Source organism: Mesorhizobium sp. 1B3 (assembly GCF_050958605.1).
GTDB lineage: Bacteria > Pseudomonadota > Alphaproteobacteria > Rhizobiales > Rhizobiaceae.
Genome location: NZ_JBJHDO010000009.1, coordinates 41398 through 66524 on the forward strand (window position 1 = coordinate 41398; position 25127 = coordinate 66524).

General features: G+C 58.2%; 22 protein-coding genes and 1 pseudogene. 14 read left to right on the plus strand and 9 right to left on the minus strand.

Annotation, left to right across the window (positions count from 1 at the left end; translation table 11 throughout):
- Positions 1–326: 326 nt before the first annotated feature.
- The 4 genes from ACCO56_RS22430 (at position 327) to ACCO56_RS22445 (ending at position 3004) form a co-directional block, all read left to right on the plus strand.
- Entirely contained in the window at positions 327–974 is a 648-nt protein-coding gene (locus tag ACCO56_RS22430; RefSeq protein WP_433643090.1) for a DUF3617 domain-containing protein, read from the plus strand.
- Positions 971–1612 (plus strand): DUF3617 domain-containing protein, encoded by a 642-nt coding sequence (locus ACCO56_RS22435; protein ID WP_433643091.1) that lies wholly within the window; start codon positions 971–973, stop codon positions 1610–1612. Before ACCO56_RS22430 ends, ACCO56_RS22435 begins: the two co-directional genes overlap by 4 nt.
- A 313-nt stretch (positions 1613–1925) precedes the next feature.
- A complete protein-coding gene (locus ACCO56_RS22440; protein WP_433643092.1) occupies positions 1926–2090 on the plus strand; it encodes a hypothetical protein in 165 nt (54 codons plus the stop codon).
- Positions 2090–3004 (plus strand): DUF6734 family protein, encoded by a 915-nt coding sequence (locus ACCO56_RS22445; protein WP_433643316.1) that lies wholly within the window; start codon positions 2090–2092, stop codon positions 3002–3004. Before ACCO56_RS22440 ends, ACCO56_RS22445 begins: the two co-directional genes overlap by 1 nt.
- A 2-nt stretch (positions 3005–3006) precedes the next feature.
- Here ACCO56_RS22445 and ACCO56_RS22450 read toward each other — a convergent pair whose 3' ends face one another.
- The 3 genes from ACCO56_RS22450 to ACCO56_RS22460 form a co-directional block, all read right to left on the minus strand.
- Positions 3007–3963 carry a hypothetical protein gene (locus tag ACCO56_RS22450; protein WP_433643093.1) on the minus strand — a complete coding sequence of 319 codons (957 nt, stop codon included), beginning with the start codon at positions 3961–3963 and terminating at the stop codon, positions 3007–3009.
- Positions 3964–4224: 261 nt separating this feature from the next.
- Complete coding sequence (locus ACCO56_RS22455; RefSeq protein WP_433643094.1) at positions 4225–4476, minus strand: DUF1344 domain-containing protein; 252 nt, start codon at positions 4474–4476, stop codon at positions 4225–4227.
- Between the two features lie 213 nt (positions 4477–4689).
- Positions 4690–6024 carry a PQQ-dependent sugar dehydrogenase gene (locus ACCO56_RS22460; RefSeq protein ID WP_433643095.1) on the minus strand — a complete coding sequence of 445 codons (1335 nt, stop codon included), beginning with the start codon at positions 6022–6024 and terminating at the stop codon, positions 4690–4692.
- 153 nt (positions 6025–6177) lie between these two features.
- On the opposite strand from ACCO56_RS22460, the gene ACCO56_RS22465 reads away from it, so the two are divergent.
- Positions 6178–6789 carry a hypothetical protein gene (locus ACCO56_RS22465; RefSeq protein WP_433643096.1) on the plus strand — a complete coding sequence of 204 codons (612 nt, stop codon included), beginning with the start codon at positions 6178–6180 and terminating at the stop codon, positions 6787–6789.
- Positions 6790–7752: 963 nt separating this feature from the next.
- On the opposite strand, the gene ACCO56_RS22470 is transcribed toward ACCO56_RS22465, so the two are convergent.
- A complete protein-coding gene (locus ACCO56_RS22470) occupies positions 7753–8058 on the minus strand; it encodes a BrnA antitoxin family protein (protein ID WP_433643097.1) in 306 nt (101 codons plus the stop codon).
- Positions 8055–8303, minus strand: a complete 249-nt coding sequence (locus ACCO56_RS22475) for a BrnT family toxin (protein ID WP_433643098.1) — start codon at positions 8301–8303, stop codon at positions 8055–8057. The genes ACCO56_RS22470 and ACCO56_RS22475 overlap by 4 nt, the downstream gene beginning before the upstream one ends.
- Before the next feature lie 469 nt (positions 8304–8772).
- Between ACCO56_RS22475 and ACCO56_RS22480 the strand changes: the two genes are divergently transcribed.
- On the plus strand, positions 8773–8985 hold the full coding sequence (locus ACCO56_RS22480; protein ID WP_433643099.1) for a hypothetical protein: 213 nt from the start codon (positions 8773–8775) through the stop codon (positions 8983–8985).
- A gap of 13 nt (positions 8986–8998) precedes the next feature.
- Here the strand turns inward: ACCO56_RS22480 and ACCO56_RS22485 are convergent, their stop codons facing one another.
- Entirely contained in the window at positions 8999–9325 is a 327-nt protein-coding gene (locus ACCO56_RS22485; RefSeq protein ID WP_433643100.1) for a hypothetical protein, read from the minus strand.
- 119 nt (positions 9326–9444) lie between these two features.
- Here ACCO56_RS22485 and ACCO56_RS22490 point away from each other — a divergent pair, with 119 nt between their 5' ends.
- The 4 genes from ACCO56_RS22490 to ACCO56_RS22505 all read left to right on the plus strand — a co-directional run bounded on the left by ACCO56_RS22490 (position 9445) and on the right by ACCO56_RS22505 (position 13616).
- On the plus strand, positions 9445–10134 hold the full coding sequence (locus ACCO56_RS22490) for a hypothetical protein (RefSeq protein WP_433643101.1): 690 nt from the start codon (positions 9445–9447) through the stop codon (positions 10132–10134).
- A gap of 1303 nt (positions 10135–11437) precedes the next feature.
- Positions 11438–12871: a tyrosine-type recombinase/integrase gene (locus ACCO56_RS22495; RefSeq protein WP_433643103.1), complete on the plus strand. Its 1434-nt coding sequence runs from the start codon at positions 11438–11440 to the stop codon at positions 12869–12871.
- Between the two features lie 54 nt (positions 12872–12925).
- Positions 12926–13309, plus strand: coding sequence for a type II toxin-antitoxin system RelE/ParE family toxin (locus tag ACCO56_RS22500; RefSeq protein ID WP_433643104.1), 384 nt, complete (start codon positions 12926–12928; stop codon positions 13307–13309).
- The gene (locus ACCO56_RS22505; protein WP_433643106.1) at positions 13293–13616 is read left to right on the plus strand and encodes a helix-turn-helix domain-containing protein; all 324 of its coding nucleotides are present in this window, start codon (positions 13293–13295) and stop codon (positions 13614–13616) included. Before ACCO56_RS22500 ends, ACCO56_RS22505 begins: the two co-directional genes overlap by 17 nt.
- Positions 13617–14236: 620 nt before the next feature.
- On the opposite strand, the gene ACCO56_RS22510 is transcribed toward ACCO56_RS22505, so the two are convergent.
- Entirely contained in the window at positions 14237–16528 is a 2292-nt protein-coding gene (locus tag ACCO56_RS22510; RefSeq protein ID WP_433643108.1) for an AAA family ATPase, read from the minus strand.
- Positions 16529–17231: 703 nt separating this feature from the next.
- Here ACCO56_RS22510 and ACCO56_RS22515 point away from each other — a divergent pair.
- Both ACCO56_RS22515 and ACCO56_RS22520 read left to right on the plus strand, forming a co-directional pair.
- Complete coding sequence (locus tag ACCO56_RS22515; RefSeq protein ID WP_433643109.1) at positions 17232–21818, plus strand: DUF3320 domain-containing protein; 4587 nt, start codon at positions 17232–17234, stop codon at positions 21816–21818.
- 71 nt (positions 21819–21889) lie between these two features.
- Positions 21890–22825, plus strand: coding sequence for an alpha/beta hydrolase family protein (locus ACCO56_RS22520; protein WP_433643110.1), 936 nt, complete (start codon positions 21890–21892; stop codon positions 22823–22825).
- A gap of 63 nt (positions 22826–22888) precedes the next feature.
- Here ACCO56_RS22520 and ACCO56_RS22525 read toward each other — a convergent pair.
- Positions 22889–23064 (minus strand): annotated as a pseudogene (locus ACCO56_RS22525) (CopG family transcriptional regulator); the annotation flags it as partial.
- A gap of 179 nt (positions 23065–23243) precedes the next feature.
- Positions 23244–23891 (minus strand): GntR family transcriptional regulator, encoded by a 648-nt coding sequence (locus tag ACCO56_RS22530; protein ID WP_433643112.1) that lies wholly within the window; start codon positions 23889–23891, stop codon positions 23244–23246.
- A gap of 274 nt (positions 23892–24165) precedes the next feature.
- Here ACCO56_RS22530 and ACCO56_RS22535 point away from each other — a divergent pair, with 274 nt between their 5' ends.
- Together ACCO56_RS22535 and ACCO56_RS22540 are read left to right on the plus strand one after the other, a co-directional pair.
- Positions 24166–24351, plus strand: coding sequence for a hypothetical protein (locus ACCO56_RS22535; RefSeq protein ID WP_433643113.1), 186 nt, complete (start codon positions 24166–24168; stop codon positions 24349–24351).
- 245 nt (positions 24352–24596) lie between these two features.
- Positions 24597–25085 (plus strand): OsmC family protein, encoded by a 489-nt coding sequence (locus ACCO56_RS22540; RefSeq protein ID WP_433643317.1) that lies wholly within the window; start codon positions 24597–24599, stop codon positions 25083–25085.
- The last annotated feature ends 42 nt before the right edge of the window (positions 25086–25127 follow it).

Here is a 25127-nt window from a genome sequence, read left to right on the forward strand (position 1 = left end):
GGGATCATGGCAAGCGCATCGGGAATTTTGCGCGAGATGTTGATATCTCGGTCCAAATCGGATCGACAAGAATTCCCTCCCTCGCAAAGTGCTGAAAGAATTGATGGAGGGGTACCATGACCGGGCCCAGGCTGGAAGTGTTGCCGATACGTCGCCAAAGCTCTGCAGAGATGAGGATTCCGGCTGGAGTGAGGACCGGCGGCTAAAAGCAATGGTGAAGAGCGATCGCGCTCGGCCTGTGGCCGAGGCCGCATTTCCGACACCCTTGGTGGACCCGGCTCCTCATGACGGGCTATGCTCGCCCTGATTTCTGAAATGAGGCTTTCGTGAAACCCATTGCGAAATTGACCATTGCCGGTGCTGTCGCCGCCATTGTCCTTTCAACGCTTGGCGCGGGGGCATTCGATTTTCCGCAAGACCTTCCAGCTCGGAAGCCCGGGCTCTGGGAAAGCGTGACGACAGGAATGCAAGGCCCGCTCCAGATCGAGCACGTCAAGCGCTACTGCCTCGACCTCCGTTCCGATCGCGCCCTTCATGAAAGCTACGTTCTCGGCCGGGAGCTTTCGGTGATCTACGAAGATGTCGGTTGCGAGCAACCGAAGCTGGCCCTTTCGGCCAATGTGATGTCCGGCGAGATGATTTGCAGAACCAACTCGGCCGAAGACGCTGAAACCGCGGGCAAGGACTTTCGCTGGACCGCTACGTTCAAGGGCGACACCGAAGTTGTCATCGAGGAGCAAAACGAGGCCCGCGATATCTTGTTTTCCGGCGAAGACCACTTCGTCGAGCGTCAAAGATGGATGGGCGAATGTCCCGCCGATCAGAAGCCCGGCGACATGCTGGAGATCAGCGTGAAAACCAATGGGGTCGAGACCTATAAGAAGCCGCCCTCGAACATTCTCGAAGGTCTGGTGATCAAGAGGAAGCTGATCAAGGAAGCGAAAGAGATCAACGAACGGCTGGGGCCGCTATGAGGCGTCGTAACCGCTTCGCCCTCCGCCCTTTGCTCGTCGCTTCTGCCCTGATGCCCGTCGGGGCCTCGTCGTTCGAACTGCCCTCGGAGCTGCCGGCACGCGACGAAGGCATGTGGATCATCGATCAGACCGGAACGATAAGCGACGGCAAGACCACCTTCGAGATCCAGAAGATCTGGAATGTCTGCCTCGATACCAACGCTGACCGCGCCTTGCATGAACTCGAAGTCCGCGAGCAGCAGGCAAGTGTCGCCAGCCTCAACGAAACCTGCGAGGAGCCGCAGCCCTCGGTTTCAGGAAACGTCCTCTCCTGGGCGATGCACTGCTCGGGTCCTTCGCTAATCGAGGACAAGATCGGAAAGACCGATATCCGGCATTCCACCACATTCGTGAATGGTGAAGAGACAAGCGCCGAGTCCGTGATCGTCAACCGCGACAATCTCGTCCAGAGTCACGGCCGGTTCGAGACGAGAATGAGACGGCTTGGAGACTGCAAAGGCAGCCTAAAGGCTGGCGAAATGATGCTGATGCACTGGCGGGTCAACGGCGAGGAAACGCTGAAAGGGCGCCAAATGCGAAACATCCGTCGCGAGATCGAGAACCACAAGGCATTCACCGCCTCTCGGCTGGCCCGATGACACCGGTTCCTGCCTTGTTCGAGCCTGTAGCTGCAACGTAATTGCAGGCCTGCCGTCCAGCGTTCCTCCTTGATCGGAGCCTGAGGGGGCGCAAGCCAGCTTTAGGCTGGCGTGCAGGCGCAAAGCGATAGATCATGGTGGAATGCCGGATTGCTCCGAAGATGCGATCGCATGTTCTCGGAACTGGGGAGTACGTCAGTCGCTTGTGATCGCGACCATGACGGGGTCCGCGTTGCGACAATGCAAGGCGCTGAGGTTCAGCGGCGGTGGCGTCAGGATGGAAATAATCGGAAGAGGCGGAAACAGCATCGACGTGGCGATCGAGATCGCCGCAGACGCCAGTTTGGGGCCCAGGATGCTGATCGTTGAATACGCGCTCGCTCGTTTCGTGCTCCCGGACTTCTTTACGATTGTCGAGCCCGCTGCCATGCCGTCGGCCGGTTTTGAGGTGCGCGGAATCGGAAGCCATCTCCTGTGATGCGAGCGGTCTGGTCGTTCTGGTCAAAGCCCTACCGTGCCTTCTATCACCGCAGCTGGCTGGATGAACGAACGCACCTCCTCTCATGGGCGCTTTCGATTTCCGAGGCGAGCCGCCACTATCCGATAACCTGTCTGCACACCGACGCCATCGGCGCCGAACTGTTGGTAGACCGTCTCAAGCTTCCGTTCCGGCATGTCTTCTTGACGCTGGACGAGCTGAACGTCGTGGCGGATCATGAATGGTGGGTTCTCGGCAAGCTGGCGACATATGCGGCGCAGACCGAACCGTTCGTCCATTTGGATAGTGATGTGTTCCTCTGGAAGCCCTTGCCTGCCCGGATGACCGACGCGCCGGTCCTCGCACAGAATCCCGAGCGATTCGATTTCGAAGATCAGTCGCTGTATCGAATCGATGCCTTCATGTGCGGGATCGAGCGTTTCGGGGGCTGGGTACCGGAGGAATGGGCGGATCACTTCGCCAGTCGCGCCAATCGCGCGATATGCTGCGGAATTCTCGGTGGTCGCGATGTCGAGCTCCTACGCTGTTACGCCAATCTGGCGATGGAGGTAATTCACCGCCCGGAAAACCAGCCGATCTGGCCTACGCTTGGCGTGCGCGACAATATCTTGGTCGAGCAGTACTTTCTCGCCGCCTATCTCCGTTTCCATGCAGCTGGCAATAGATCTGCGTCGGGTGTGCACGCGGAATTCCTGTTTCCATCCTCAAACGATGCGTTCGATCCTGCTGCAGCGCAACTTGCCGGCTACACGCACCTGATCGGCGACGCCAAGCGCAACATCGCGGTTGCCGAGCGGCTCGAACAACGAGTCAAACGAGAGTATCCCAAGCTCTATGACGTTTGCATGGGCCAGGCTTTCCCATCGATTTCGCTCTTCAACGACAAGACCTGATTCTATTGGGTCCTGTCGTCAGCCTGAAGTTTCATTTCGAATTCAGCTTGGACGACACCTGCCATCTGCATCCAATTGTCTTGAATGTCCCGAATGTCCGCGAAAAGTTCCAGCGAGATCTCCCGGCCTGCCTGCCTTTCCTCGAGAAACCTTCGAAATTCGGCATTCGCGCGCGTTACCGTCCGCCCAATGGCGTCCAGCTTGTCTCTCAGGCTCGCCGAAACAAATATGCTTTGAGTCATCAAATAGGATCGGAGTTCTTCTGAAAGCGCGTGGGCCCGGCGGTATCTTGCCCAATCCAACATGTTCGCCAGCTTCCGATCCCGGTCCGTCTCTTTGTCCTTGGGGTAATTTCTGATCTCCCATTTTTCCCAATCGAGCAGGGGAGCACTTTCCAAGAACGTGTTGAGTTCTCCCTCGTTCATGCCTCGGGTGGAAGGCTGAATTCGATCCGGGTCGGTCATCTCCACGGTTGCGGACAATGCCGACGACATCTTCCGCCACAACTCCGGAAGGACGGTGAACTCGAACTGGTGAAGCTTTGACACGCGGTCCATAAGCACGCCGAAACGATGTTCCAGTGCCTTGATTTGCTTGGTGTGCTCCTGTTCAAGTGTTGCGAGTTTCTTGGAGTACTCATATTCAAGTGCCTGCTTGCGGGATTCGAAGTAGTTGTTCAACCAAGCGTTGGCTAAAGTCTTAATGGCGAGCCAGCCTGCAAGTAGGACGGTAACGACCGAAATCCCAAGTTGAACGAGGAGTTCTCTAATCCATAATTCCATGTAGAAGAGTATGAACTTGTGACTGGTTCCGTTCAAGATCGATCGAAAGCAGAAAGTCTCTTTCTGATATGGATCTATATTGATCTTCAATGGCATTTGGGAGAAGAAAATCGAGAAAGTTGGTGGTGATGTGCACGCGCAGGTCGAACTCACGTGGTGGGTCGTGTTCAGCGCCACGAAAGCCGCTCAACGGAGCGGGTGACCATTCAGGCCGACCGCTCCGTTGAACCGGCGCTCGAGCACGCTCGATCCGAAAACATTTGAGGATCCGAGCTGAAGCCTCGTTCGGCTCCATCTTGGCGGCTTTCACGCTGCCGTTAGAGCATTTCGCAGCCGACCGGATTCGGTCGGCGTCGCGAGAATGCGGCAGAACAAACACCTAAAGCGTGTCACCCGAATCCGATTGCCAGCGACACGCTTTAGTGCTCTATCTTGGAACTACTGAGGGACAACGGACGTGGCCATATGCTTGCCGCCCTTGTCCTGGTAGGTCACCTTCACCTTTTCGCCAGTCTTCATCTTGCCCATGCCCTGCTTGGCAGGGATCGAAAATACCGTGCCATTGTCGAGTGTCAGGGTATGAGCCTTTGCATCCATGGACTTGATGCTGCCTGTTGCCTGCGCCGCATACGCTCCGGTGGCGGCAAATAGGGCAACTGCGGTTAGTGACGGAAGGATCATGCGTCTCATAGCAACCTCCTATTGCTCTGGAACAACGTTAGGCTTTTGCCTGGTCGGCCCAGATCGGAGACCGAGCCGATCCGCCGCCCCAATTCGAAGCCTTGATTTTCGTTCCGAGGGAGAGGTGCGACATAATCGCAGGAGCTGCCGTCTGCTCACTGGTTCCACAGTTGAAAGTCGCCATGTAGTCTTGGGCCCATGATCAACGACAAGCGATGAACTCTATTTTCCACCGCCCGTAGGCGCGACGCGCCAGACCTTGTTGCCGACGTCGTCGGCTACTAGCAGTGCGCCGTGCTTGTCCACCGCGACGCCAACGGGGCGACCCAGCGCCTGGCCGCGCTCATTGACAAAGCCCGTCAATATGTCGCGCGGCCCGCCGATCGGCTTGCCGTTCCGGAAGGGAACGAAGACCACCTTATAGCCGCTCCGCGGGTTGCGGTTCCAAGAGCCGTGCTGGCCCACGAAAGCGCCACCCCGGTATTTGGGACCGAACAGTCGCCCCGTATAGAATGTCAAGCCGAGCGAGGCCGTGTGCGGGCCCAGAGCGTAGTCGGGCTTGATGGCCTTGGCGACAAGATCCGGCCGCGGCGGTTTAACGCGCATATCGACATGCTGCCCGAAATAGCTGTAGGGCCAGCCATAGAAGCCGCCTCGTCTCACCGCGGTCATGTAATCCGGAACGAGATCGCTGCCGATCTCGTCGCGTTCATTTACCACCACCCAGAGCGCGCCGCTGTCCGGCTGCCATGACAATCCGTTCGGATTACGCAAGCCGGAGGCGAACAGATAGCTGCGCCGGGTGGTGAGATCGATTTCGAGAACGCTGGCGCGGTCGATTTCGTTCTCGATGCCGTTCTCGCTAACATTACTGTTGGAGCCGACGGTGGCGTAGAGCTTTGTGCCGTCGCGACTCGCGATCACATCCTTGGTCCAGTGATGGTTGATCGGCCCGGCCGGCAGATCGGCAATTTTCTCGCCCTTCGAGGATATTCTGGTTTGGCCGCGCGAGTAGGGGAAGGCGACGATCGCGTCGGTATTGGCGACATAGAGCTTGTTGCCGATGAGCGTCATCCCGAAGGGCGAATTCAGGCCCTGAAGTAACACGGTTCGCGTCTCGGCCCTGCCATCCGCGTCAGCATCTCTAAGCAGCCTGATGCGGTTGGCGCTCTTCGTGACTGCGCCAGCTCTCTTCATCACCGCAGATTGAACGATCTCCCTCAGACTGAAACCTGTGCGCTCAGGCGGCCGATTTGTCTCTGCGACGAGAACGTCACCGTTGGGAAGCACATGAAGCCAGCGCGGATGATCCAGGCCTCCCGCAAATTCGTTGACGCTCAGTCCTGGGGCGGCCTTGGGCGTCGTGCCCTCGGCCCAGCGCCTTGCCGGCGCAATCTCGATGGTGGGGATGAGGGTGGGATTCGGCTTGGGCAGCACCGGTGTTGGCCCGTATCCTTGGTCGATGGGGATTTTGGCGGATTCTACGGACAAGGACGAGCATGCAGCCGTCATGGCTGTACACAGCGCTGCCACAGGAATGGCGATCAGGGCTTTCATGGCGTCACCTGCTCGGGCCAGGCAAACACTAACGCTTGGGACGAAGATTTCATTCCCGGACCTTCGCCCAAGCGAGGCGGCGATCAGCGGGGCAGTTGCCGTGCGATGGCTCCTACTTCTCCAGTCCAGAGGGTCGGTGTGTGCAGCAATAGCGTGAACAGGGCGATATCCGGTGGGCTGCAGCGGCTCCTGCTGAAAGACGAAACACTAGGGCGACAAATGCGCAGGGTTTTTATGAGTGTGCGGCAGTGGTTAGGTGCCAGGATCGAGAAAACGGCGGCAGGCTTCTTATTCTTTTCCGCACTTGTCGTTGCGTATCCGGTCGCGGCTGAGGAAAATTACAATGAAGCTCAAACTGTCGATTTTATCATCTCAAATCTTAACAGGATCGCGAGAACCGAAAGCCTATCCTATTACTTTAGACCAAAATATTCATTCGAATATTCAAAACCTTATTTTGTAGTACATATCTATCATACCCGGGCGGATGAGCATGGCGATCCCCTTGAATATGAAATGAACCATAGTATACTTGAATACTTGTTATATGTAGTTGATCTTCGACATGATTACGAAGTTCCAGGAGGCATCGTTAACGGCGAAGCGAACAATTATTTGCAGATAACGTGTTACACGGAATGTGTTGAGGTACTGGAACGAACTTATAGCGCGGACAACAAAATTCTTGAACAAAGTAAATTTTTTTTCGAATGGCATCACGACTTCTCCGGGGATATACATGGATGGCAGCAGAGAAACTGTTAGACGCGTGCGGAACGCATTCGTTTATCTGAAACGGTTTCAAGAAAGATTACCTCATAGACCCTTCCAGTGAAGGAACGGTGGGTTTCTATACGCCAGACGTCCCGAAGCGCCCGCAAATGCAGTCTCCCCCTCATGACGGTTATGGCGGAAGTCGAGACCCAAGCCACTCGGCATGCGGTACGCACCGCCGGCTGCTGTAAAAGTTTGTGCGCCATCAGTGTCGGGTGGCTTCGGTGGTTCCGGTTCGGGCCGTTCCCGACATACCTGATCGTAGTGGGCGCTCCAGAAGAAGGCGCGTCGGAGAATGCGAGCCGCTCGCCCAGCATGTTGCAGGCCTCGACCTGCCCCTGCCGCTCGGCCACGACCCAATGCTCGATGCGAGTGCGCGCGCGGTCCGCTGGACCAAATCGCCGAAGGCGCGAGTCAGCTTTCCATGTCCGCTTCCAGATGAAGACAGAGTTTACCTCTACCTCTGACTTCGGGCGCGGAGCCCTAGATCGTGTTCGCTGACATGAGACACGCCACACTTGCTCGCAGCGTGGTCCAGAATAACCGAAACGGCCATTTCATGGGGTTGCCAGTCACCCCCGAAATCGGCCACTTTCCCGCTACCATAACGATCTTGCGCGCGCCGCAATTCGCCAGCCCCGTCAAGCATTTGTCAAAACGATGAAACCGAGATGGTCACATTCGGTTGACAGTCGGGGCTGGACTACGTGTCCGAGAATGCGCAAAAAGCGGCCTTATGAACGGTATCGTCGGTGTGTTGCGCCAGGATGGTAGCGGCGCGCCGGCGGCAGCCCCGAACCTTCCCGGTCATCCTGACCGACAGGCTCCCGTCTGAAGCGGATGGGGCGAGAACTCGACGGCAAACGCGGTTTGCATCGCCAACCTGGGTGTTGCCATGTTGCCGCAAAATCGGTGATGTTTTAGGTACACTCGCGGTAGATGTGAGTGCCGATCTCAGACCTCGGCATTATCGAGCACCTCGGACATTCGGGCTCGCCAGTCGTCGCCCTTGGCCTTGAACTTAGCGAGAGTCTCGGGGCTAAGCCGTAGCGTGACGGCTTCCTTCGCGTTGTCGACCTTCGGCCGGCCGCGGCTGCGCTTGATGCTTTCGGCCAAGTCAGGGAACGCCTCGGCAAACGGCTTGCCCTTCCGGGCCTGATCGTCGGTGATTTCTGGGTTGTCCGGGTCGCTGGCGATCCTCTTCTGGATCTCGGCCTCTTCCTCATCGGTAAGGGGCCGTTTCGATGAAAAGCGGGTCATAGGAGCCTCCTTTCCTTCCGGCTCGCGTGGCGCATGGAGATTATCGAGATCGCCTCCGAGCCGAGCGGGGCGAAGATCACAGCAAGGATGATCTCGCCACGGAATTCGCCAAGAGCAAGCGTCCTGCCTTCCTTGGCGGGATAGATCGTGGCGTTCATGAAGAAGTCGACATCGAGATCGGCGAAGTCCAGACCGTGCTTGGTCTGGTTGGTCTGGCGCTTCGTTTCGTCCCATACGATCTTCATGGGATTATTCGTACACGGAAAATCATCCGTGGTCAACAATATTCGTACACGGAAATTCATGATAGTCCTCCGGTTGTTATCTAATAGGGAGGGGAAAGCGACCTCGGCTGCCTGGGCATTCGAGATAGCAAGCGAAACAGATAAGCCCGAGGCGTGGCATGCGCCCTTGATCTAGGCGTCAGGCATGAGCCGGCCGATGATGATCAGGGGAAGCCGTTCGATACGGCGACGGGCACCACATTCCGCGAGGCGCGCTCCCGACAGCCTCGTCGGTCTCATGAATCTCGGAGCGCAGTGGCAGAGTGGCGGGGTGGTTCCCGACTGGATGCCTTGGGATGCGAAACTGGTCAGTAGGCAGAGGTCGCGGGTTCGAGCCCCGTCGTCGGCCCTAGAGATAGGGTGGGCGTAGCTCAGTCGGATAGCGCTGCCGAATGCCAGCCCCAGCAACAGCAGACGTAGGGGTGTCCCAATGCGGTTTCATTTCGGCGGGATGCGACCGGGCCAACTCCGGTTTGACATCGGCACCATGAGCCATGGTAGGCATCCCGATCGCCAGACGATGCGCAGATGGATGACGCACCACATCGGCAAAGGCTCGTGGGGCGTCAGCTTCGGACATAAGCTGTTCATCGGCGTTCTTCGCCTTGAGCACAGCCGGGAAGTCCGCGAGCGGATCAAATAGTCAGGACGAGGTACTATCGCCCCTTTAGATGCTCGGAAACGATTGGAGATACTCTCCAGCCAACCAATCCCGGCTGGCACCATTCAAGAAGCACAGCGATCGCAAGAAGAACCAGCACGGCAGCTACGCGCAACTCCGGAGATAGACGGCCGATCTCTCTGTCGCGCTGACGGATCTCCGCATTCCACGCGTCGAATACCGTCGTGAGAGGTTCTCTCTTTGGCGGCTCGCGCCAAGCCCATACCCGCTCATGCTCTTTCTTCAGCGCAGTGATGCGAGCCTCCAGTTGATCCAAGCGGGTCTTCGGGTCTTCCGGATTGCGAGCCATGTCATCGGTCATGCCAGTCCTGCCTAACCCACGTCACGAGACATTCGCTCAGGCTCTCGCAAAGGGCAAGCCGGCGAACGCGCTGCCGGCGTAACAGTCACTCGATCGAAAGGATCTCGGATATGCGCTTCATGAGCGTCATGCTTGCTCTGCTATGTCTGCCGGTACTCGCGGCGGCAGTCGTTCTTTCCCCGGTCATCGTCCCGGTGCTGTTCTTGCTGTCGGCCATCGTGCCCGGTTTCGCGGCTTTCCGACGAACCAGCGGCAAGCGCTCATGGAACATCGCGTCCTATCACTCGCCGCACAGCCTCACTTGGCGATGGCTGTTCCATGTAAGCACGGGCGCGCGGGTGCTCTGGTGGCCTTACGTCAATGTGGACAGCAACGGCACCGGCTTCTGCATGGGCATCGCAAGCGTTCATGTCTATCGCACCGCCGTGGGCTGGCAGTTCGCGGGGTCGATCCTGGGGCTCGCCTTCCATTTCCAGCAGCAGCGGCCGATGTGGTTCCGCGATATGGGTCGCGCCGGCATCGAGGACTTGGCGAAACAGGAATACCGGGAAGGTGTTAGCGCCGGTGCTGCTGCCCGTCAGCTTTGCCGTAGCCTTGGAGCACATGGCGGTGCGCCGGTACTGAAGCGGATGCTCGAAGACATGTTGGCCGAAGCCAACCGCGCCTCGCATGATCCCTACCTCATTCTTCGGGCATTCGAAAAGGTCGACCCGGTTGCTGCACAGGCGGCCCGGATGGAGAGCTTCTACCGCACCATCCGAGCCCACTGGGCGTCAACGATCAACGGCTACGGCCGGGCGTTCTTGTAGGCGAACCTCACTGGCGATTTCTCCAGTGAAGCCCGCCGAGTTTCCTACATCGTCGGTGGAAACGTTGGGCTAGCCGATACTCCAAGGCAGCAGACGCCGGCTGCTGGAGCCTATCGGCAACATCCCGCCGGCCGAAGCCGAGGCACGCTACTACGCCATGCTGGGGGAGCCGGCCATGGCAGCGTGACTCAAACGAATGGCCTCCGGCAATCCCGGCTCGGTTCATTCTGCCATTTTACTTCATCCCTACTTAATAGTTTCGGTCATTCGGACGAATACGCGATTGTCCGGATAGAATCTGATACTGAAAGTGAGCCCGTGAACAACAAAGCGCCTGATCATTTGCCTCCACAGAGGTATCCTGTACAAGTTTCCGTGCTTCGAAACCGGCCACACTGCACTTACCAGCACCTCTCCAGGACGATGCCGCTGCGTAATCGTTATAATGCCGTCAAATCCATCGGCTCGTAGGATATCAACAGTTCGCGCAGGTCCAGCGAGACTCGCCATCCGCGTCAAGCAAACAATTGCCTGTTCATCAGAATTAACAGTTGCCCAATCAACGCTTCCGTCTGGCTTTAAACATTTGTCATTCGCCGCTTCGGCAGCCCCCGCAGGCGCAAAGAAAAGCCAGCCGGAAACCAGAACTGCAATTCTTAACAAACCTGATGATGGCGGAGCCGGCACTGCAATCGCTTCAGCGGCCCGGACCCAGAGAGACCACAGCCTGATCGCCTTAATTGCCTGTCTCATTTCTGAACAATTTGCCCCCTCCCACACACCCCAAGCCTCGTCCTGTTCCCGCCCAACGGTTCGAATCATCACAACCGCGGCGCCATCAAGCTTGCTGTAGCAGCGCGACTGTCTGTCAAAGAGAGTTCAATCAGTGAGGCGAGATGCGAAGTCCGCCATTGCATGAATGCGATCAGCGCTACCGCCCCTGCGATTACCGCTGCCACCCAGTCGCTCATGAGAGAACTCCCCATCCCGGCCGCAGCGTGGCGCAACCGGCGCGAGGGCGCAAGCGGTTCGCTGTGTGAGTATTCGGTGAGTAGCTTAGAGCCTGTGAGTAGCCAATTGGGCGGTAAGCATTTGATTTATTTGGCGCACCCGACAGGATTCGAACCTGTGACCTCTGCCTTCGGAGGGCCAAGCACCATCTTCGCCACGGTTCGCCAGGATATCCAAACATACGCAAAATCAAACAGTTATGCTAACGTGAGATCGAAGCCGTATCCCGCTTTAGCCTTGTTCTTTCTTCCAAGTGGTAGCAATATGGTTGCAATTTCGTCCGGAGGCCACCATGCGGAAACTCACAAAGCGCACCATTGATAACCTGCCGCCCTCGGAAGCGGAGACCGGTACAGTCCATTGGGACAGTGAACTGAAGGGGTTTGGACTCCGCGTCCTTCCGTCCGGCCGCAAGACATTCGTCATCAAGTTCCGGGCGCACTCTGGTCGCCAGCGCTGGATGAAGCTCGGCACATATGGTCCGCTCACTGTCGAGCGCGCCAGAGAGTTGGCGAAAGTCGAACTGGCCAAAGTGGTGGAGGGCCAGGATCCCGCGGCCGAACGTGCAGAGCACCGGCAGGCAGTGACGGTTTCGCAACTCTGCGACGTCTACATGGAAGCGGCCAATGCGGGTCTTGTGCTCGGCCGAAAGGGAACTCCGAAGAAGGCGACCACCCTCTCGACCGATGGATCCCGCATCCACGCCCACATCAAGCCACTGCTCGGACATCTGAAAGCCCGCGAGGTCAAGCGAGCCGACATCGAGCAGTTCAAGACCGGCGTCGTCACGGGAAAGACAGCGCGGGACAAGAAGCTCGGCTTCCGAAGCCGCTCAATGGTCAAGGGCGGAAAAGGTGCCCTTACGCGGACGCTCGGCCTGCTCGGCGCCATCTTCGCCTGGGGCGTCGACAACGGATACGTCACTTCAAACCCGGTGCGCGGCGTTCGCCGCTTCGCAGACAATCAGAAGAAGGCGCTGCTGACGGGACAGCAATACCACGCATTGGCGGAGGCGTTGCACGTGCTCGAACAGAAGCGGGATCGACACGGGGAGCCGATGCACAATCTCACGGGTATCGCGGGGGTCCGGTTCATCGCGTTGAGCGGCGTCCGCCGCGGCGAATGTCAGAAGCTGCTTTGGGACGAGGTTGATGCGGAAGGCACATGCCTCGCAATGGATGAAACCAAGACCGGACCATCGCTGCGTCCGCTCAGTCGCGCAGCCTATGCCGTGATCGACGATCTCGACCCGATCTCGGACTATGTGTTTGCTGCCGGCCCCGAAGAGAAGGGCTATCAGGGGCTGCCCCAGTTGTGGCGCACGGTCCAGAAGACCGCCCGACAGGCAGCCATTGAGGCGGCGAAGCTCCGTGGGGAAGAGCCACCTGCAAAGGGCCCGCTTGATGGCATCACGCTCCACAGCTTGCGGCACAGCTTCGCCGGTGTTGCAGAAGAGTTGGGCGCTTCGATCCCCACCATTGCCGCACTGCTCGGTCACCGCCTCGGTGGCGTGACAGGTGGCTATATTTTGAAGCGCGTGGACGTCATGTTGCTCGATGCTGTGAACCGCGTCGGCGATCACATCGCGATGATGATGCGCGGCGAGGTTCCGCAGGCACAGATCATCCAGTTCCGTCCGAGAGGGAGGACTGCACGCCGTCCGCCCGCAGCCGCGGCCCTCGTCCCGCAGGAGAGCATCGCCGTCGCTCACGCGGACGCCGCTTGAAATGTGTAGCTCTGAGGACTATACATGTTGTGAGCTGCCCGGGCGCGGGCGTACATGACGGTCTTTGTCACGAAGGAGTTCGCCCGCTTCAGGCGCAAGGCGCGGCTGTCGACGGAAAAGCTGCTCGACGCCGCCTCTGAACTCGCTGACGGACGGTTCGATGCCGACCTTGGCGGCGGAGTGTTCAAGCAGCGTGTGGCTCGGAATGGCGGTGGCAAATCAGGAGGCTTTCGCACGATCATCGTGTTCCGCGTAGGCGGACACAGCTTCTTCGTCCATGGGTTTGCCAAGAATGCTAAGGCGAATGTGTCGACGAAGGAATTGAAGGCGTTGCGACAACTCGCCGGCCTACTGCTTGGATTCACGACGCAGCAGCTTGCAACGGCAATATCAAGTGGCGAATTGATCGAGGTATTGAGCGATGGGAACGAAGCGTAAGGCCGAAATGGGTATTCTGGGCTCCGTTCACAATACGGTAGCCGGCCTGCACAAGGCCGGTTTGATCGACAAGGCCACCATGCGCGAGTTCGACGCCATGTGCCTTACTCCGGTCGAGCCCCTCAGTCCCGACGAGATCCGTGCGCTACGTGAGCGCGAGCAGGTCTCACAGCCTGTGTTTGCGCACTATCTGAATGTGCGTAAGGATGCCGTCAGCAAGTGGGAGCGTGGCGAGAAACGTCCGGACGGACCTTCCCTCAAGCTGCTCAACCTCGTCAAGGTCAAGGGCTTGCAATCTATCGCTTGATTTCACCTCAATTGCGCGGGGAAGGGAAGAACCCAATTCGGGATCAAATCGGCCCCTCCGCCGCCAAGCTCGCGGCAAGCCAACCTGTTCGGAGGGACTGCCTGGCGACGGACACTATACCGCTGCCAACGCCCGCCTTGCGAGGCTCTGCACGACTGTGGGCATCCAGGATGTGACGCCACACACGCTTCGCCACACCTTCGGTAGCGTTGCCGGCGATCTGAACTTCTCCGAGCTGACTATCAGAGCGCTTCTCGGTCATGCCGCGCAGAGCGTCACACAGGGCTGTCGAACGAACGTGCGATGAGCAGGCGGCGTAAGGCAAACAGCGCGATGATCGGCAGGGCGATCCCCACCAGCGCGCCGTCGCTGCATATGAACGACCAAGCTATTGCGGACCCGTGCCAAGACCAAAAAGGTCAGACGGCTCTGCCTGAAGTGCGAGAGGTGGGTGCAAGTCCATGCTCACCAAGCCCTTTAAACCCCTTGCTCTCGGCCTTTCGACAGGCACGATACTTGTAGCGTGGAGGTCTGCATTGGGCTGGGAAGCGGAATGACGGCTTACCAGAGAAAAATCGTGGAAGCGGACTATGGTCGGCCGCAACTGTTAGGCAACTTAGCTAGCGCCGCGACGCAAAGATCAGCGTCCGCTGTGAGAAGTCGGACAACTCTGCATCGTTGATCGCAGCCGTCTGCCAGGCCGGGTTGGAGTCGTGGTGAAACCGATTGGCGTAGTTGAGCAACAATCTGAGTTCGACGATATCGGCCGCCGAGAGTATTTCGTCAGGCCCGCCGACGCGCTGGTCGCATACGCCAATGAACGGTCCAAGAAGCGTACCCGGAGGAAACTGCTCCGGGTACGCCACACGCATGAACGACTCCAGTATCGGCCTTAGCGCCTGCGCTACCTCGCGTTCCCGAGCAGGATTGGCAACCTGCAAGTATGCCCGGACGAGTTCATGGCGCTTGTCGTGCTCGGAAATACTGTCGCTACGAACATCCCACACCGCGATTTCAGAACCGACCGCTGCCCTGTTGATCCTTAGGGCGACGGAACCGTTCCTGTCAGCCTGCTCCCAAAGGCTGCACAAGAACGGCTTGGAGTGTGAGAGTACAATCACCTGGCGAACCCTTGTGGCCAACGCCATGATTTCCTCGCGGGTTCGCAAAGTGCGATGGTCATCGAGGCTTGTCATCGGATCGTCGATCATGACGATCTTGTTCGCCAGATTCGGGTCCTGTTCCAGCGATGCGAAAAAGAAAGCTAGGGCGAGAGTGTTGCGATCTCCCGCGCTGAGAGTGTTTCTGAAGGACGGGCCAGCGTCGGCCGTGACATCTACATTCTGCTGATTAATGACGACGACGTACGACGCCGACGAGCCCGACCTGTTGTTGACCGACTGGACTTCCCCAAGCCGAAACGACGCGCCGAAGCGGCGCAGGTAGTCGTTGATCGCCGCCTCAAAGACAGGGAAAATCTGCTGCCGATACTGGTCGAGGGCCGCGCGGGCCTGCGTTCGAAGCGCCTCCGTTGCCGTTTTCGCAGCCTTCTCTGTCAGGTAGTTCGCGCAGTGAGGCAGGACTTCCGGCTCGAATCGCGCTTTCTGCGCATTCAGTTTGGCGAGATCGGTGCGCAATGCAGAAAGGTCGTCTGCGGCAGCTTGCTCTTTGATGAGTTCCAACCGGGCGTTGGCACCGACTAGGCGTTCGGAAAGTGCCGTCACTTCGGCGATACACACGCGATAGTCTTGGATGGACTGCCGTGTTTCGTGCGTGAGCGCCATTGCTTCCAATGGCGAAGCGGCCTTTGCACGAAGCTGTTCAAGGACGGACTCGCGCGCTGCATTCCATTGCCGGGCCACCGCCGCAGTATCGATGTCGATTGCCGGCAGCTCTGCGAAGTCCTTCCAGAACTCATGAGCCTGCGCAGCCGTACGCACGTCCCGCTCGAATGCGGAAGGGATGTCACCGCCATGGGCATCGCGTACCCCGATCCCTGTCTGCCGTATCGTGGCTTTTAGATCCTCATAGGCCTGGCTGAAGTAAGCGCGGTAGTGGGCAATCAGATCAGAGCCCGCGAGGCTTTGTGCGCAGAACGGGCAGACCTCCCCTTCGTCTCCCTCAGAGGCAGGCGCGATGAGTGTCATGCCCTCGGATACCCAGTTTTCACCGCTGCGCCCCAGTTTGCCGATGTGGCTGCGCACACGCTCGGCGGCGGCGGCTTCGAGATCGGCAAGAGTGCGCCTCAGGACGCCATCAATGCTGTCGATGTCGAAATCCGGGAGGCGGATCGCCTGAAATCCCGGCCTTTGCCGTATCGCATCGGCCGACCGCGCCGCAGCCAGCCGTCGCTCCGCTTCCTGAATCTTCCGGTCTATCTCCGCGTCCGGTTCGAGATCGCAGAAGGCGTCAACCTTGTAGGGGCCAAGGGCTCCGGCAGGTATGGCTTCGGCGAGTTGGCGCAGCGCCACGTTGTGTTCTTCGATCCGGGCAACGTGCCCCTGCAGCGCGCTGCTGAGCGCACCCCCCCGCGCGCCGAGGATCAGTTCATGCAGGTTTTGGCGGTGCGCCGATTGAAGTTCGATACCCGAGCAGACATTTGCCGACACGAAAGCATCGTCGAAGATCGCAATATCGGGCAGCGGGTTCGACCACGCCCCGTTCTGGAAAACGGCGGCTCCTCCGGTGTGGCGAATAACAACGTGTGGCGGATGCTGTGCGCCGAGGCGGTGGCGCTCCAGTACAAGCCTAGGATTGCCGGTCGCTAAAGACCGCAGCACTGCCGCTAGTGTGGTCTTACCGCGAGCGTTTTCGCCGTAGATCAAGGTGAAAGGCGTGAGCGCCGTCTGCGCCGGAGGGTTGAGATTATCGAACTGGCCGACATTCCGTAGAAGTTGAATATGTTCGATCATACCGGCAGCCTCCCCCAAAAGCACCGAGTCAGTCTGATAATATTTGCCTAGAAGTGAACCAAATAGGCAAGAGCGATCCGCCGGATGTTGGAGCACCCAAAGAATTCGTAGTCTCACGTGTTTTTCAGCACTTGGTGTGCACAGGGTTTCCCAGTGTCGAGTTCTGAAGAGCTGTAGGTCCGCTCCCAGTGTCAGCTTGCGGCGCGTGACAGAATCCAACTAAACGGCTCGAATGGGGTCGGAACCAGACATTTCCCGAATGCAATTACCCATTGAAGCGATTTCCCAATCGACTGCGAAGCTTGCGTCAGTAATGCACGAATATGGTAGCCTTATTTCGAGAAACTCGTTGATGGCATTACATTCTAATTTACAAATCGATTTGCTAAGTACCTTCGGCTACCGCCCGTTTCAGGGCAGATAGGCGACGACAGCTGAGATACCCAACCAGGTCGCTCGCGCTAAGCTCGTAAGATTCGCCCGTTTTCCTCATGTCTCCGCCGCGCGGAGTAATAGACGTTTAATATCGATTGAACTCGATGAGGGTAAGATCATTCCCGCGAGGCGCAGCACTCCTGCTGCAGCCACGATCCATGCTGCCGAGGTGCCCCCACGGGTCTGCACCACCAAATAACTGACTTGCCGCAGTTGCACGACCAGCTGCTGCGGCTAAAGTCAGAACAGATTCTGGGGTAGGGGCATCATGGACTATCAGGGCGGAGCCGCCGAAAGCGCGGTTAGGCAGCAACTTCTTGCTGATCGGAAGAACCTTTTAGATTTGGGCACGCGGAACCGACTTATCAATGTCCCGCTGCGTTCAAACAATATTCGCACAATCGAAATTGTCGATGAGAAAGCCACCGAAGTTTACCGCCTACTGGTTGAGGGCAAGGGACTAACCTTCGTCCCCGGACGACAATTGACGGACGAGGAAAAGGCGGAACTCGGTGACGCAGATGCTGAAACCGGAGGCATCCCACAGCCTGACGAGAATGAAGAGGTGGACGATCGTGGGATATCGCGCCGCCACTCCGACAACAGATTACAAACCCGCCTGACTTCGCAGGGTCTTCAAAAGCGGCTGTTTGACATTTGGTATGATGCCCGGACGCTGGAGGAGGAGCAGGGCGTTAACATCCTCTACCTTGCAATAGGGCTACTGCGCTGGTTCGAATCCGAAACTTCGGATGTCGAGCGCCACGCCCCACTCGTCCTGCTTCCCGTGCGGTTGGACCGTACTAGCGCTGCGGATCGATTCACCCTTCGCTGGCGCGGTGAGCCAGCTTCGTCCAACCTGTCACTTCAAGCCAAGATGAACGCCGAATTCGGCTTGAAGCTCCCAGATATCGATGACGAAGAGGAGTTCGATATTGCAGGGTACATCGCGAGGGTCGCTGAGACGGTCTCGGGCAAGGGAAAATGGGACGTCCGTCCGGACGGCATAATCCTTGGCTTCTTCTCGTTCGCCAAGTTCCTGATGTATCGGGATCTAGATCCCGACAATTGGCCGGCCGATAAATCTCTCGATCAAAATCCGGTCATCAACAGCCTCCTCCGCGAAGGATTTCCTGATAGGGAGCCGATCGTTCCGGATAGTGGCCGAATAGATGCTTTCATTTCGCCTGAGAAAACCCATCACGTAGTGGAGGCAGATTCCTCGCAAACTGTTGTCATCGAAGAAGTCTCCCGTGGCGGGCATCTCGTTGTGAAGGGCCCGCCCGGCACCGGAAAAAGCCAGACCATCACAAACATTATCGCTGCGGCAGCGGAGCAGGGCCGAAAAGTCCTCTTCGTTGCAGAAAAGATGGCCGCGCTAGATGTAGTCCACCGTAGGCTGAAGGATGCGGGCCTTGGCCCCCTGACGCTTGAGCTTCACTCGAATAAGACGAACAAACGTGCATTGCTGGAGGAGCTGCGCAAAACGAAGGATCTTGCTAGGCGTGTTGCGGGAACTGACGCCACCGTTGTCGCTCGACTGAAAGACGCTCAAAACGGGCTCAACAGCCATGCGGACGCGATGCACAAGGTTCACGAGCCGAGCGGCATGACACCGTATCAACTCATCGGACATCTCGTCAGGGTCAGCGATGGGGCTGGGCTCCACGGTTTCGCACTGACCGGTCCAGAACACTGGTCTAGGTCAGACTACGAGGTGAGGTTGGATGTCTGCAAAGAGCTGACGGAGCGCTTTGCTTCGATCGGACAACCCGTTGAACACGCCTGGTATGGCGTTCGCCGCGACGCGCTGGATCCTGCTGAAATTGGTCACCTTGGGCAAAGTGTAGAGGAACTGCTGTCCGACTACTCGCAGATACAGGCGCTGACGAGTCAGGTCACGTCGGCATTGAAACTGGAGCAGGCTCAAACTTTCTCGGATCTAGTGACCATTCTGGACGTGGCCAAAGCCGTTGCTACAATGCCGGTGTGCGACCGGCGGGCGCTCGCGGATCCGATATGGCAACAACCCGGTCGCGCTGCCGAACTGGTTGAGGTGGGAACGAAGCTTAGGGAGCTTCGTGAATCTGTCGACGCCTCCTTCCTCGAGGTTGCCTGGACGGCGTCGCTGGGCGAATGCCGTTCCGTACTCGCGACGAAGGGCGGATCCATTTTCCGGCTGCTCAGCGGCCGATATCGGTCGCAGGTCGCGCTGCTAAGATCGTACCTGAAGCAGCCACTTCCCAAGGATCTGCCCGCAAGGCTGGCTCTGATTGACATGTTGCTGGCGGCTCAAGAAGCGCGGCGAAGCTTCGAAGAACTGAAACCTGCAGGCACGACAGCCTTCGGGTCATCCTGGAACGGCGAAAGGTCCAATTGGGACGACCTCCGCGCTGTCGTTGAGTGGCATGGCTCGAATCCGAAAGTCTTGACGGCGAATGTCATGGCCCGGGTAGCGGAATTGTCTGATCTCACTCCACAGAGGGAGATCGCCCGCGATTTGTCAGAATTGCTAACTCGGTTTGTGCAGGGTTGGACCGCTCTGCAGACATTTCTTGACCTGGACCTGGAGCGGTCGGTTGCGTCCGATACCTTCGCCGCGGCCAACGTAGAGGTTATTTCACGACGGCTGTACCAGTGGCACGCCAACATCGAAGCTGTAACCAAGTGGGTGGCCTTTCACGGCCGGTGCCGAGCCGCTTCCAGTCTCGGATTGGAAAGCCTTGTTGAAGGAATCCTGTCAGGCCAAATAGCCGACTGCAACTTGATCCCTACGTTTGACCGGTCGTACTTCGAAGCAATGCGCGCCGATTTCTTCGCCCGCGAGCCTGGTTTGAAACGCTTTGATGGCGAACTGCACACTCGATTGGTTGACACGTTCCGTAGGCTCGAAGTCGCCCGCATGTCTCTGGCGCGCGAACAGATCGCCACCCGCCACGCGACCGAACTCCCCCGCAGCAATGGCGGTATCGGACCGCTTGGCGTCCTCAACGGAGAGCTCGCAAAGAAGCGCAATCATCTTCCAATACGCCAGCTGCTAGATCGTGCGGGACCGGCCATCCAGCAGATTAAGCCGATTTTCATGATGAGTCCGCTATCGGTCGCTCAATTCCTGAAGCCCGGAACTATCTCATTCGATTTGCTTGTCGTCGACGAAGCGTCACAGGTTGAGCCCGTCGACGCTTTGGGGGCAATCGCCCGCAGTGGCCAAATAGTCGTTGTTGGCGACGAACGCCAACTCCCTCCGACACGCTTCTTTTCAAAACTGACCTCCGACATCGATGAGCGAGACGAAGACGACGAAGTCACGTTTCAAGCCCGCGACGCTGAATCCATTCTCGATCTATGCCTGGCTAAGGGTATGCCCTTCCGTATGCTGAACTGGCATTACCGCAGTAAACATCAGTCGCTAATCGCGGTTTCGAACCGCGAGTTCTATGATAACAGGCTGTTCATAGTCCCGAGTCCCTATGACGCGGTCGCCGGGATGGGGCTCAAGTTCAACTATCTTCCGCATGCCCATTACGACCGTGGGAACACTCGCACTAATCCTGTTGAGGCCAAGGCAGTAGCCGAGGCAGTCGTCCAGCATGCGAAGGAGCGGCCCGAAATATCGCTCGGCGTCGCAACCTTCTCGGTAGCCCAACGCCAAGCGATCCTCAAGGAATTGGAGTTATTGCGCCGTGCGCATCCAGAAACCGAAGACTTCTTCAATCGTGGGTCGACTGAACCGTTCTTCGTAAAGAATCTGGAAAACATTCAGGGTGACGAGCGGGACGTCATCTTCATATCGGTAGGATATGGGAAAACCAGCACAGGCTACATGGCCATGAGCTTCGGCCCCTTGAATTCGGAAGGTGGCGAGCGCCGGCTGAATGTCCTTATCTCGCGCGCCAAATTGCGTTGTGAAGTCTTCTCTTCTATCACTGGCGACGACATCGATCTGGAGCGGGTCCGTAGTCGGGGTGTTGCAGCCTTGAAGCTCTTCCTGACGTTCGCGCAAACCGGGAAGTTCGGTTTCGCAGAGGAGACCGGGAACGGCCCCGACTCCGTCTTCGAGGAGCAGGTCGCGGACAAACTTCGGTCACTTGGTTGCGACGTCAAGACCCAGATCGGATCGGCGGGGTTCTTCGTGGATTTGGCCGTTTCGGATCCTGACAAGCCCGGACGCTTTGTATTGGGTATCGAGTGCGATGGCGCTCAGTACCATTCTTCGCGGTCAGCCAGGGACCGTGACCGGCTGCGGCAGCGGGTGCTCGAGGACCATGGATGGATCATTCATCGCATTTGGTCGACTGACTGGTATCTGAGGCCAAACGAAGAGTTGGCAAAGGTCACTGCTGCGATCGAAGCCGCCAAGGCGGAGTGGCGGACCCGAGACGACGATCTCGCTAGGCCTCGGCAGGCGGTGCCATTGCATTTCACCACGCACCACGAGGGGGAGGTCGACATCCTCACCGCGCATGTGTCGCCCGAAGAACGGTCACTCGCGATCCCCTACGAAGAGTCCTCGATTACCGTTCGAATGGACCTGGAACCCCACGAGGTTTCAATTGCCGACATGGCTCGGTACGTAGGTCAAATTGTTTCCCAAGAAGGGCCGATACACGAAAGTGAAATTGTTACGAGGGTTCGGTCTGCGTGGGGCTTGGCACGTGCTGGCAACCGCATCCGGGATGCCGTGCTTGCAGGCATCAAGGCTGCCGAAGCCCGTGGCGAGATCGAAGGCGAGGGGGCGTTTTACGTCGCCCCTAAGCAAGAAATAAGAATCCGTGATCGATCAGGTGTCTCATCTCTCTCGCTCAGGCCAATTGCGTTTGATGCTTTTGACGCACCTTTGATGGATCGCCACTGAAGGAGCGTTCAATTATGTGTAGTTCACGTGCTTCAGCACGGTCCATCCTAGGCCTAGCGTCCCTTCTCTTATTGACGCTGTCCGCCTCGTCATTCGCGCAATCGGTTCCTGAAAAAGAGCAGTTCGATCCCGTCGCGGTCGTCAACGGAATATCGATCGATCGCTCTGAGTGCGCTGCATTAGAGAGAAATGAAACGGCAGTGTGGGTTGAAATCGAAGGGCAGAAGGCGTGCATGCGCTATTACGCAGCCGGCCTGAAGCCGTCGCCCGGTCCGAATCCCGTCGCCGTCATATGGATGAATGGCGACGTTCTTGGTCCAAAAGGAAATAACGCGGACAAGAGGCAGAAGGGCTTCGGCCCGACCGAGATGGTGGCCCAAGAACGGGAACTTTCGAGTCGTTTCGGTGTCCCGGTGATCTTCTTAGGGCGTCCGGGGACGTACGGAAGCGCTGGCAAGCATCACACGATGAGAGGCCGGCCAGTCGAAGCCCTGCTCGTGAACGCAGCGATTGATATTCTCAAGCAGCGCTACGGTATTCAGTCGCTTGCGTTAGGTGGGCATAGTGGCGGTGGCACCCTGGTTGCGGAAATGTTGGCACGCCGAGGGGATCTGAGCTGTGCGGTCATTTCCTCCGGAGCACCGGCCTATCGAGCTTATCTGGAGGCGAGGGCGTTTATCAAACCTGGTGAAACGCTGAGGCGCTTCGACCCTTACGCGTCGCTTGATAAAGTGCGCAATGATTCTAATCGGCGGATTTTTGTTATTGGTGACCCACGAGAGACGAACGTTCCGTTCTCAACACAGGAACTTTACTACAAAGGGCTCGTGACCCGCGGCCATGCTGCGTGGCTCCTTCCGCTCCAACGAGCGACGGACGCCCGCTACCATAATCTCGTTGATTTTGGGGAGACAGCGATCGGAATGTGCGCCGCCGGCGCAAGCACTGACAAGATCATTGCGACCTTGGAAGCAATGCCGGATCAGCGTTCCCGGGTCACGAACTGAGCGGCGCTGGTATCCATCACGAAGCGAATGGCGGCCGTAAGGGCGCTCCCGCCATTCGCCACCTCACCGCTGGTCCTCAAGGGCTTCCGAACCCTCCTGTCTGAGCTTCGGCCCGTCTGCGAGCCTACGCCCGAATGCGGGCAACGAAGGCTTGATAACGTCCGCCGATTTCGTGCGCGCCTGGCGGCGTGCTCAGGCAGGGCGGCCGTCGTGTTGAACCAGAAGCGCACGAAGATGGCGATCGCGATGGTGGGGGATCCTACAGCTCAATATCATCGGCAGGAGCGCCCCCACAGCATCGCGCCCGCTCGATTCCCGATGCTTTCAGCGACCTCGCGGAACATCACGACGAGCCTGATCGATCATTGTTCGCCTAGACATCCAAGTCGCGGTGGGCCTCGTCCGGGGCATCACAACGTCATGATACCGGGCCAGGAGTCGCTTTACCCGGCTTCTTTCCGACCCATTGGACGTGGCGGGCCAGCACCGATGCGGCAGTTTCCACTTGCCCCGCGCGCAATGCGCCGAGGATTGCCCGGTGATCGCGGTCGGTAGGTGCTTCCCATTCCGCCCGCCAACCAGAGAACAGGAAGCGGGCGCTTGCCGAATGCAGATCGTCAATGGTCTTAAGGAGTCGGGGCATGGCGCAGGGCGTCAGGATTAGTCGGTGAAAGGCACGGTTCGCTTCCTCCCAAGCCTGCACGTCGCCCGCCTTATCGCCAGCTCGGGTGGCATCCTCGGCCTGATCCAATATCGCTTTGGTCAAATGAGGCGCGGCATGGCGTAGGGCCAAGACCTCAAGGGCGGCGCGCATCTCAGCCACTTCCGTAATTTCGTCCATACTAAAACCAGCGACCCGAACGCCTCGGCGCGGTTCGCTGACCACAAGCCCTTGCGACTCCAGACGTCGGAATGCCTCGCGCACCGGCACATGGCTCGCTCCAAATTCTTCAGCAATACGATCTTGTCCGAGCCGCGAACCCGGTTCGAGCGAGCCCGAGATGATGCGATCAGCAAGTGCCTTGCTGATCCGCGCCGCGATTGTGTCGTCTTTAGCTGCTGTCATGAATTATAGATAATTCCGACACTGCGCAGCGTCGAGCGACTAAATCACGGCGCGGAGAAATCCGCTAAGGGACCCACAGAAAGCTCATTGAGGACGCTTGAGGCGGGCATTACTGATGCTCTTCCAGTTCTCGGATGTCGGTCCGGATGACGCGCCCCCAAGATACTGAAAGCTTGCATGCCGCCATCGCGCGGCAGTAGCTGCCCTACAACGATGCCAGGGCGACGCTTAGACAGCTCTCCGCCTACGCTACGCCTGAACGGAAGGCTGCGATGTGGAACTGGTAACAAGAGCCGCAGGCACGGTCTATCTTTGCCACCCGTTTCTCGTTCACGCCGCGCAATCGCGGGAACAACTGCGCTTCTTGGCAGCCGGCGCTGTTGCCGAGGGGCGAGTTGATCCGGCGTTGTTCACCATCGCCGGTTCAGATCGCCATCCGCCAGTTGCACTGACGTTCTGAATTGGATGACATCCGCGGCCGCTCGGTGGCTCCCGAACTGCTGAATCGATCGGCAAACCCTATCCGCCTTGCGGCCGAACATGCATCGCCGGGTTTCGGCATTTGAGCGCGGGAACCGGACCGCCTCCGATGGGATGAGCGGCGCAGAAAGCCGCCTCTCCGCTCAACCTCTTCAAAGACCGTCGAGCGGGTTGCGTACCCACCTGAAAGCCGTCATTGATAGCGGTCTCGACGAAGGGGGGCATATGGCTGGCAAGGAGCATCGATACTCCGTTCAGGTGAGCTGGACCGGAAACACCGGAAGCGGCACACGGACCTATCGTGGATATGAGCGAGCGCACGACATCACTGCGCCTGGAAAGCCGACGATAGAAGGCTCCGCTGATCCGGCATTCCGTGGAGACAGCAGCCGGTGGAACCCAGAGGATCTGCTTGTTGCCTCTCTCTCGGCTTGCCACAAACTCTGGTTTCTCGCCCTTTGCTCGAAAGCTGGTGTCGTCGTCACTGCTTACGAGGACTCAGCCGAAGGCTTCATGCTCGAGGAGCCAAACGGGGCTGGGCAGTTCACATCGGTTACTCTGAAGCCATGTGTGACCATTTCAGCGGAATCGGATGAAGCAAGGGCGCTGGAGCTTCACCACGAGGCGCATGCAATGTGCTTTATCGCTCGATCGGTAAACTTCCCGGTATCGAACGAACCGACGATTAAACGAGAACGACCCACAACACCATGACTAGCAGCAGCGCAGTTTGTCCGCCTCTGAGGCGCCAGATCC

Excerpts from the sequence above, each read along its gene's own strand:
- ACCO56_RS22435 (WP_433643091.1), top strand. The coding sequence starts at position 971 with ATGAGGCGTCGTAACCGCTTCGCCCTCCGCCCTTTGCTCGTCGCTTCT.
- ACCO56_RS22445 (WP_433643316.1), top strand. The coding sequence starts at position 2,090 with ATGCGAGCGGTCTGGTCGTTCTGGTCAAAGCCCTACCGTGCCTTCTAT.
- ACCO56_RS22455 (WP_433643094.1), bottom strand. The coding sequence starts at position 4,476 with ATGAGACGCATGATCCTTCCGTCACTAACCGCAGTTGCCCTATTTGCC.
- ACCO56_RS22460 (WP_433643095.1), bottom strand. The coding sequence starts at position 6,024 with ATGAAAGCCCTGATCGCCATTCCTGTGGCAGCGCTGTGTACAGCCATG.
- ACCO56_RS22470 (WP_433643097.1), bottom strand. The coding sequence starts at position 8,058 with ATGACCCGCTTTTCATCGAAACGGCCCCTTACCGATGAGGAAGAGGCC.
- ACCO56_RS22475 (WP_433643098.1), bottom strand. The coding sequence starts at position 8,303 with ATGAAGATCGTATGGGACGAAACGAAGCGCCAGACCAACCAGACCAAG.
- ACCO56_RS22480 (WP_433643099.1), top strand. The coding sequence starts at position 8,773 with ATGCGGTTTCATTTCGGCGGGATGCGACCGGGCCAACTCCGGTTTGAC.
- ACCO56_RS22485 (WP_433643100.1), bottom strand. The coding sequence starts at position 9,325 with ATGACCGATGACATGGCTCGCAATCCGGAAGACCCGAAGACCCGCTTG.
- ACCO56_RS22490 (WP_433643101.1), top strand. The coding sequence starts at position 9,445 with ATGAGCGTCATGCTTGCTCTGCTATGTCTGCCGGTACTCGCGGCGGCA.
- ACCO56_RS22495 (WP_433643103.1), top strand. The coding sequence starts at position 11,438 with ATGCGGAAACTCACAAAGCGCACCATTGATAACCTGCCGCCCTCGGAA.
- ACCO56_RS22500 (WP_433643104.1), top strand. The coding sequence starts at position 12,926 with ATGACGGTCTTTGTCACGAAGGAGTTCGCCCGCTTCAGGCGCAAGGCG.
- ACCO56_RS22505 (WP_433643106.1), top strand. The coding sequence starts at position 13,293 with ATGGGAACGAAGCGTAAGGCCGAAATGGGTATTCTGGGCTCCGTTCAC.
- ACCO56_RS22510 (WP_433643108.1), bottom strand. The coding sequence starts at position 16,528 with ATGATCGAACATATTCAACTTCTACGGAATGTCGGCCAGTTCGATAAT.
- ACCO56_RS22515 (WP_433643109.1), top strand. The coding sequence starts at position 17,232 with ATGGACTATCAGGGCGGAGCCGCCGAAAGCGCGGTTAGGCAGCAACTT.
- ACCO56_RS22530 (WP_433643112.1), bottom strand. The coding sequence starts at position 23,891 with ATGACAGCAGCTAAAGACGACACAATCGCGGCGCGGATCAGCAAGGCA.
- ACCO56_RS22540 (WP_433643317.1), top strand. The coding sequence starts at position 24,597 with ATGGCTGGCAAGGAGCATCGATACTCCGTTCAGGTGAGCTGGACCGGA.